Origin of the sequence: Mesorhizobium sp. M1A.F.Ca.IN.020.04.1.1 (assembly GCF_003997315.1) — a bacterium.
GTDB lineage: Bacteria > Pseudomonadota > Alphaproteobacteria > Rhizobiales > Rhizobiaceae > Mesorhizobium.
In genome coordinates this window covers 1-8,884 of record NZ_RZSN01000209.1, presented here as the reverse complement: position 1 = coordinate 8,884, position 8,884 = coordinate 1, and the positions used below count along the sequence as shown (strand labels likewise).

General features: G+C 64.3%; 7 protein-coding genes and 1 pseudogene. All 8 read right to left on the bottom strand.

Annotation, left to right across the window (positions count from 1 at the left end; all coding sequences use genetic code 11):
* Window positions 1–1,466, bottom strand: a 1,466-nt coding sequence (locus EOA49_RS27860) for a biotin carboxylase N-terminal domain-containing protein (protein WP_127243473.1), incomplete at its 3' end; no start/stop codon positions are given.
* Window positions 1,467–1,515: 49 nt separating this feature from the next.
* On the bottom strand, window positions 1,516–1,890 hold the full coding sequence (locus EOA49_RS27855) for a hypothetical protein (protein ID WP_164746784.1): 375 nt from the start codon (window positions 1,888–1,890) through the stop codon (window positions 1,516–1,518).
* 120 nt (window positions 1,891–2,010) lie between these two features.
* Window positions 2,011–2,541 (bottom strand): O-acetyl-ADP-ribose deacetylase, encoded by a 531-nt coding sequence (locus tag EOA49_RS27850; protein WP_067321035.1) that lies wholly within the window; start codon window positions 2,539–2,541, stop codon window positions 2,011–2,013.
* Between the two features lie 2 nt (window positions 2,542–2,543).
* Complete coding sequence (locus tag EOA49_RS27845; RefSeq protein WP_127240710.1) at window positions 2,544–4,151, bottom strand: carboxyl transferase domain-containing protein; 1,608 nt, start codon at window positions 4,149–4,151, stop codon at window positions 2,544–2,546.
* 654 nt (window positions 4,152–4,805) lie between these two features.
* Window positions 4,806–5,969, bottom strand: coding sequence for an isovaleryl-CoA dehydrogenase (locus tag EOA49_RS27835; protein WP_067321045.1), 1,164 nt, complete (start codon window positions 5,967–5,969; stop codon window positions 4,806–4,808).
* Between the two features lie 57 nt (window positions 5,970–6,026).
* Complete coding sequence (locus EOA49_RS27830; protein ID WP_067321049.1) at window positions 6,027–6,677, bottom strand: TetR/AcrR family transcriptional regulator; 651 nt, start codon at window positions 6,675–6,677, stop codon at window positions 6,027–6,029.
* A gap of 136 nt (window positions 6,678–6,813) precedes the next feature.
* A complete protein-coding gene (locus EOA49_RS27825; RefSeq protein ID WP_095823693.1) occupies window positions 6,814–8,241 on the bottom strand; it encodes an HlyD family type I secretion periplasmic adaptor subunit in 1,428 nt (475 codons plus the stop codon).
* 1 nt (window position 8,242) lies between these two features.
* Window positions 8,243–8,884: pseudogene (locus EOA49_RS27820) on the bottom strand (ATP-binding cassette domain-containing protein); the annotation flags it as partial.

Below are 8,884 nucleotides of genomic sequence, written 5' to 3'. Positions count from 1 at the left end.
GCCCACGGAGCGGCGGCGGGCCCCGCCGTGCTTGCGTCGGTCGCTGCCAGCGCCGCCGCGGCGATCGCTTCATCGCTTGGCGGGGGGACAGCGACGAGAGCATCCTGATGCCGGCCGATCAGGCCGGTGTCGATATCGCCCGCCGCGAAATCGGCGTCGGCGGCGAGTGCTGCAAGGAAGGCGGTGTTGACCGTCGAGCCGGCAACTTCGGTTCGGGCCAGCGCCTTGCGCAGCGCGCCAAGCGCGGTGGTTCTGTCCCTAGCGTGCACCACCAGCTTGGCGATCATCGGATCATAGAAGGGCGAGATCGCATCGCCGGACCGCACGCCGGTCTCGATGCGCATGGCGGCATCCTCCGGCGGCGTGTCGGGGAATTTGAGATGATAAAGCGTGCCCGTCGCCGGCAGGAATCCCTTGGCCGCGTCCTCGGCGTAGATGCGCGCCTCGAAAGCATGTCCGGCAAGGGCGATCTCGTTCTGCGCCTTCGGCAGTTTTTCGCCGGCGGCGACACGAAGCTGCCATTCGACCAGATCGACGCCGGTGACCATCTCGGTGACGGGATGCTCGACCTGCAGCCGTGTGTTCATCTCCATGAACCAGAAGCGGTCGGCTTTGAGGGCCTCGGAAGCATCGACGATGAATTCGATCGTGCCGGCGCCCGAATAGCTGATTGCCTTGGCGGCCTTCACCGCCGCTTCCGTCATCGCCTTGCGCAGCGCCGGCGTCATGCCGGGGGCGGGCGCCTCCTCGATCACCTTCTGGTGGCGGCGCTGCGCCGAGCAGTCGCGCTCGAAAAGATGCACGACATTGCCGAAATTGTCGCCGAACACCTGGACTTCGATGTGTCGCGGCTTGTCGACATATTTTTCGACCAGAACGCGGTCGTCGCCGAAGGCAGCCTTGGCCTCGCGCCGCGCTCCGGACAGCGCCTCGGAGAAGTCGTCCGGATGGTCGACGCGTCGCATGCCCTTGCCGCCGCCGCCGGCGCGCGCCTTGATCAGCACCGGGTAGCCGATCTCGCGCGCTTTTGTGGCAAGCAGCACAATCTCCTGCGCTTCGCCGTGATAGCCGGGCACCACCGGAACGCCGGCCTTTTCCATCAACCGCTTGGCGGCATCCTTCAGCCCCATGGCGCGGATCGAGGCGGCGGACGGGCCGATGAAGATGAGGCCCGCCGCCGTCACCTGGTCGACGAAGTCGGGGTTCTCCGACAGGAAGCCGTAGCCGGGGTGGATTGCCTCGGCGCCTGTGGCAAGCGCCGCGGCAATGATCCTGTCGCCGCGCAGATAGCTGTCACCGACCGGCGAGGGGCCGATATGCACCGCCTCGTCGGCCATCTCGACATGCAGCGCTCGCGCGTCGGCATCCGAATAGACGGCGACTGTTCGCACGCCGAGCTTGCGCGCGGTGCGGATGACGCGGCAAGCGATCTCGCCGCGATTGGCGATCAGGATCTTGCCGAACATGGAGCCTCCCGAGTTTGCGACGGGCAGCGCCAATTCGGCAGGCGCGGGCCTACTTCGATGCGGCGATCTCGCAGGCGCCGCCCGTAGTCACCTTGTAGTGCGCGCGCGTGGCCAGGCAGGATTTCATCGCCAGCTCTTCCGCAACCTTTTGGGACGGCGCATTCAGGTGTCCACCACAGATGATGTAAGACGACATGATCCGGGCATAAGGCGTGGTCGCGTAGGCTGAATGGCCGCTCGCCGCCAGATAGGCCTTGTATGCCCTGTTGCACGGATCCTTGGGATTGCGTGGGATGTAGGGTGGAAAGCGCTTGTCCCCCTCGCTTCCAGTCAGCGACCCGGCGACGACAGCGCCGCACGAGGCGCATATAAGCATTCCTGCAAGTATCGACGCGGATGCTTTCCGCAGATATTCTCGTATCATTTTTACCCCATCCCCATGAGACAACGCAGGATGAGCAATATCGAATATTTGCCGGCGTCGCTAGATGGTCACTCAAGAATCTCGATCTCGTGAACGGGTGGAACGTCTTTGTCATAAAGTTCAGGCTCCCCCAATCGCAGCAACGGCTGAGCTGTATAGTCTGGCAGTCAGATCGTCGAAGCAGCAGAAAGTGACGGTCTCGGGGATGGCGTTTTCGCCTAGAAAAACAGCAACCGTGCCGACGGCTACTTCGGTAGCCTGATCTTTCGGATAGCCGTAGATGCCGGTCGAGATCGCCGGAAATGCTATCGTTCGACAGTCCTTACCGGTGGCAATCTCCAGCGAGCGCCGATAGCAGGAGGCGAGCAACTCCGCCTCGCTCTCGCCCCCGCCGTGCCAGACCGGGCCGACAGTGTGAATGACATAGCGCGCCGGCAGCCGGTAGCCTTTCGTCAGTTTGGCATCCCCGGTCCTGCAGCCGTTCAGCGTGCGGCATTCGGCGACCAGCTCCGGCCCGGCGGCGCGGTGGATAGCGCCGTCGACACCACCGCCGCCGAGCAGCGAGGAATTGGCGGCATTGACGATGGCATCGACCTTAAGCCTGGTGATGTCGCCGGTATGCACGCGGATCCTATCGCTGACGCCGCTCATCGTCACATCCTGAACACGCCGAACTTCGTTTCCTCGACCCCGGTATTGAGCGCCGCCGAGAGGCTGAGCGCCAGCACCTCGCGCGTCCTGGCCGGATCGATGATGCCGTCGTCCCAAAGCCTTGCCGAAGAATAGAGCGGGTGACCCTCATGCTCGTATTTCATCAGGATCGGCTTCCTGAATTTCGCTTCCTCTTCGGCGCTCCACTCACCGCCCTTGCGCTCGATGCCCTCGCGCTTGACCATGGCGAGCACCGTCGCCGCCTGCTCGCCGCCCATCACCGAAATGCGCGCATTCGGCCACATCCACAGGAAGCGGGGCGAATAGGCGCGGCCGCACATGCCGTAATTGCCGGCGCCGAACGAACCGCCGATGATCACCGTAAGCTTCGGCACGCGTGCCGTGGCGACCGCCGTGACCAGCTTGGCGCCGTCCTTGGCGATGCCGCCGGCCTCATACTTTCGCCCGACCATGAAGCCGGTGATGTTCTGCAGGAAGATCAGCGGAATGCCGCGCTGGCAGCAGAGCTCGATGAAATGCGCGCCCTTCAGCGCGCTTTCCGAGAACAGCACCCCATTGTTGCCGAGGATGCCGACCGGCATGCCGTGCAGATGCGCAAAACCGGTGACCAAGGTGGTGCCGTAATTCTGCTTGAACTCGTCGAACTCGGAACCGTCGACCAGACGCGCGATCACCTCGCGAACGTCATAGGGCTGGCGCAAATCAGTCGGCACGATGCCGTAGAGTTCATGCGGATCGTGAAGCGGTGATACTGGTTTCTGTAAGTTCAGGCTTACGGCCTTGTTCCGATTCAGGTTCTTGACGATGCGTCGGCAAATGGCCAGCGCGTGCTCGTCATCCATGGCAAAGTGGTCGGCGACGCCGGAAAGCCTGGTGTGGACCTCGGCGCCGCCGAGCTCCTCGGCGCTGACGTCCTCGCCGGTGGCAGCCTTCACCAGCGGCGGGCCGCCAAGAAAAATGGTCGCCTGGTTGCGCACCATGATCGTTTCGTCCGACATCGCCGGCACATAGGCCCCGCCCGCCGTGCAGGAGCCCATGACGCAAGCGATCTGCGGGATGCCGGCTGCCGACATGTTGGCCTGGTTGTAGAAGATGCGGCCGAAATGCTCACGGTCGGGGAAGACCTCGTCCTGGTTGGGCAGGTTGGCGCCGCCGCTGTCGACCAGGTAGACGCAAGGCAGCTTGTTCTGCAGCGCGATCTCCTGCGCGCGCAGATGCTTCTTCACCGTCACCGGATAATAGGTGCCGCCTTTCACCGTCGCGTCGTTGACGACGACCATCACCTCCCGGCCTTCGACACGGCCGATGCCGGTGATGATGCCGGCCGACGGAATATCCTCGCCATACATCGACCATGCCGCGAACTGGCCGACCTCGAGAAAAGGCGAGCCGGTGTCGAGCAGTTGCGCCAATCTTTCGCGCGGCAGCAGCTTGCCGCGGCTTTGGTGGCGCTCGCGCGCCTCGTCCGAGCCGCCGCGCTCGATGCCCGCCGCCTTCTCGGCGATATCGTCGACCAGCGCCCGCATGCGCTCGGCATTGGCGCGGAAGCTTTCCGAGGAGGGGGAGATTTGGGTTTGGAGTGTGGCCACGTTATTCCTCACACCTCTTGATGCCGCAACGCAACCAGTGTAACAGCCCGCACCCGGATGCTGCGTGCGCAGCGCGGGATCTTTTGTACGAATGACACCTCAGGAGGCGACGATGAAAGGCATCGATATGCGTTTCACCAAATGTCTCCCCTCGGCCATGGCCTGACGCCGCCGAAGGGCGGCTTTCCACGTCCCGGATTCGAGCAAAAGGAACACGGCGCCTGCAAGCGCTGTGGGTGTCACTATGTATGTGCGGTTTGTAACGCCGCTGATCCATCCGAAGAGCCGGGTAGAGAGCGGCTTTTTCCATGCGTCCTGGTACTTGTACCGGAATGGCTGCCCGGACTGGATCCATGGCGAACTGGAGGATTAGTTCGACTGGTTCAATCGGCATTTGCCCATTCCTGGCCGGGTTGGGCGGCATTTCAAGCGCCGTGAGTCGATTTGGGGCGTCTGCTGGTTCCACCCGAACGCCAAGGAAGCCATCAGCCGTGCGCGCTATTGCGCCTGGCTGATCGAGGAGGGCGGCTTGCCTGTGCGCTCGATCACGTCCCGGCGCGAGCGTGAGGTTCTGTGGCGCGATGAGCATCAGATCGTCGCCAAGCCGACCGACGACCTGCCCAAGGCGTTCGGCCGAGGTGACGGAGGGAGACATCACACTCCCTCCGCCATGATCTCGCGGCCGATCAGCCAGCGGCGGATCTCGCTGGTGCCGGCGCCGATCTCGTAGAGCTTGGCGTCGCGCAGAAGCCGCCCGGTCGGATAATCGTTGATATAGCCGTTGCCGCCGAGCAGCTGGATGGCATCGAGCGCCATCTGCGTCGCCTTTTCGGCCGCGAAGAGCACGCAGCCGGCGGCGTCCTTGCGCGTGGTCTCGCCGCGGTCGCAGGCACCGGCCACGGCGTAGACATAGGCGCGCGCCGCGTTCATCGTCGAATACATGTCGGCAAGCTTGCCCTGCACCAGCTGAAAACTGCCGATCGGCTGGCCGAACTGCTTGCGCTCATGCACGTAAGGCACCGCCACGTCGAGGCAGGCCGCCATCAGCCCGATCGGCCCGCCGGAGAGCACGGCGCGCTCATAGTCGAGGCCCGACATCAGCACCTCGACGCCGCGCCCTTCCTCATGCAGCACATTCTCGAACGGCACCTCGACATTCTCGAAGACGAGCTCGCCGGTGTTCGAGCCGCGCATGCCGAGCTTGTCCAGTTTTTGGGCCACCGAAAACCCGGCAAAGGTTTTTTCGATGATGAAGGCGGTGATGCCGCGCGAATTGCGCTCCGGATCGGTCTTGGCATAGACCACCAAGGTCTCGGCATCGGGTCCGTTGGTGATCCACATTTTCGAACCGTTGAGCACATAGCGGTCGTTGCGCTTTTCGGCGCGCAGCCGCAGCGACACGACGTCCGAGCCTGATCCGGATTCCGACATTGCCAGCGCACCGACCTTTTCGCCCGAGCAGAGCGCAGGGAGGTATTTCTCCTTCTGTGCCGGCGTTGCCCAGCGGTTGATCTGGTTGACGCAGAGATTGGAATGCGCGCCGTAGGACAGGCCGACCGAGGCGGATGCGCGGGAAATCTCCTCCATCGCCACGACATGCGCGAGATAGCCCATACCGCTGCCGCCGAACTCGGGATCGGCGGTGATGCCGAGCAGGCCGAGCGCGCCGAGCTCCCCCCACAGATGTGCCGGGAATTCGTTGGAGCGGTCGATATCGGCCGCGATTGGCGCGATCCTGTCTTGTGCGAAGCGCCTTACGGTATCGCGCAACGCCTCGATGTCGGCATCAAGCCCGAAGTTCAGCGTATTGGTGTACATGGCGTTCCTCCCGGCGCATGACCCCGAAATCGACTTCGATAAGGATAATGCGCGAAATCAAAGTGCCGCGGCCTCCTTTGCGCGTCGGACGGGACGCGTTGCGCTGCCGGCGCCGATCTTCGCGCCGACGAGCCGCCTTGTCATCGAAAGATATGTCGTGGTGACTTCAGAGATCGACAGCCGCTCGCCCGGACGGAACCAGACGATGACGCCGGTCATCATCTGGATCAGCGCCATGGCGGTCAGGCCGACATCATCGATCTCGAAGATGCCGGCGTCGGCGCCGTCGCGCAGGATCGCGCGCAATTCCTTCTCATAGGCCGTGCGCATCTTGAGGATCTGCGTCAGTCGCTCATGCGAGAGGCTGCGCAATTCCATGTTGGAGACATGTGTGGCGCGGCGCCGCTCGATATGGAAGGCAATGTGGTTCTCGACATAGGCGGCGAGCCGCGCCGCCGGATCGGCCGCTGCCGGGCGCGCGTCATCCCAGGCCTTGAGCAGGCCTTCCATATGCTCGCGCATCAGCGTGAACAGCAGATCCTCCTTGGTGGGAAAATAGCGATAGAGCGCGGCGGCCTGCACGCCGACTTCGGTCGCCAGCTGGCGCATCGACATCGCCTCATAGCCGAGCCGCGCGATCAGCCCGACCGCCGCCTCGCGAACGGCCGCCTCGGTTTTTTCGCCATCTGAACCCGTGGTGCGTGCCATGTTTGCCTCTGCGAAGCAGATAATAAAACGAACGTTCAATTAATTCAAGCGGGCAAGCGAAGGTGTTCAGGCCGAAGGGCAATGGCCTGCAATCGGTCTGACGCAAGCCTCGGCTGGATCTGTAGAGCGGAGCGACTTAGTCGCCGCGGAAAGCGCGGCTCGCCTGATCGGTCAGGGGCTTAAGCAGATAGGAAAGCACCGTGCGGTCGCCGGTTCTCAGGAACACCTCCGCCGGCATTCCCGGCTTCAGTTCCAGCGATCCCGCCTGTTTGAGGCTGCTTTGCGTCAGCACGATGCGCACCGCGTAATAGGCGACCCCGGCTTTCTGGTCCTCGATGAGGTCGGGCGAGATACGGTCAACCTGGCCCTCGACTTCCGGCGTGATCTGCTGGCTGAAGGCCGAAAGGCGAAGCGTGGCGTTCTGTCCGATGCGCACCTGGTCGATGTCCTGCGGCGCGACGCGCGCCTCGACCACCAGCGCGTCGGCGCTCGGCACGATCTGCATGATCGCCTCGCCGGGCGCGATCACGCCGCCGATCGTGTGCACGGCCAGCTGATGCACCCGGCCCGATTGCGGGGCGCGGATATCGATCTGCTTCAGCGTTTGCTCGGCCGCGATCTGACGCTCGCGCAGTTCGCTCATCTTGCCGTCGATCTCCCTCAGTTCGCCCGCCACTTCGCTGCGCAGGTCCTGATCGATCTGGATGATCGCCAGTTCCATCTCGCTGATGCGCCCGCGCGTCTGCGCCGCGGCGGCGATCAACTGCCCGTTTTCGCCGTCGAGCCTTGCCTCGGCGCGTTCGCGATCGGCCAGACGCGAGATCGGCACCAGCTTCTTTTTCCAGAGGTCCCGCATGCCCTCGAGCTCGATCTTGGTGAGGGATATCTCCTGCTGCTTGCTCCTGAGCTGGGCCTCGATACCCGCGATCTCCTGACGGAACTGCACGATGCGCTCGCGTAGCTGTGAAATCTTGCCCTCGCGCGCCTGCCGCCGCAGCGCGAACAGCCTGTTCTCGCCGTCGATGAGATGACCGATCTGAGGGGCATGCGCGTTTCCCGACAGCTGCTCGGGATAGAGCACCGCCTGGGCGCCGTCGCGTTCGGCAATCAGCCGGGCGCGGCGGGCAGAGAGCTCGTCGAGACCGTTGTCGACGATGGCGAGATTGGCACGCGCCACCGTGTCGTCCAGCCGCACCAGGACGTCGCCCGCCTCGACCGTGCTGCCGTTCTGCACGTTGAGAGCGCCGACGACGCCGCCTTGCGGATGCTGGACGGACTTCACGTTCGAGCCGACGACCAGATGGCCGCCTGCGACCACGGCTCCGGCAAGACTGCTTGATGCCGCCCAAAGGCCGAGCCCGCCGACAAGCAGCGCCGCTGCGATCGCTCCCGCCCGGACGTTCCTGCGAATGGCCTGACGCAAGCGCTGCTGCTGGGGCGAAGCACCTTCGATCGGCTTCGAACCGCGGTCGAGCAGCGCGATCGCGCGCGCCCTGGCGGACAATGCGATGTCGCGCACCACGCGCAACGCATCGGCTTTGAAATAGGGAGTTGCCGACCTCATCTCAGCCCGCCGATCCGACCGCATGCAGCGGTTTCGTCACCGGCTGCAAAGCCTGCCGTGCGATCTCGCTCTTCAGCCCGAATGCCTGCTGTCTGCCGCCATTCAGCACCAGCAAGTGGTCGAGCGCGGCGAGGGCGCTGGGACGATGCGCGACCACGATGACGATGCCGCCGCGCGCTTTGATGCCTTCGATGGCACGCGTCAGCGCTTGGTCGCCCGCGGCATCGAGGTTGGAATTCGGCTCGTCGAGCACGACGAGGAACGGATTGCCGAACAGCGCGCGCCAGGCCTACACGCTGACGCTGTCCGGCGGAAAGTGCCGCGCCGCTCTCGCCGATCTCGGTTTGATAGCCTTCGGGCAGGCGGAGGATCATGTCGTGCACGCCGGCAGCCTGGGAGGCCTCGATGATCGCCTCCGGCATGGCGTTCTCGTCGAAGCGGCTGATGTTCTGGGCGACCGTACCGGCGAACAATTCGACATCCTGCGGCAGATAGCCGATATGGCGGCCAAGCGCCTGCGCCGGCCACTGCTCGATTGCAGCGCCGTCGAGACGGATCTTGCCGCGCATCGTGGGCCATACGCCGACGAGCGCGCGCACGAGCGAGGATTTTCCGGAGCCGCTCGGGCCGATCAGGCCCATGC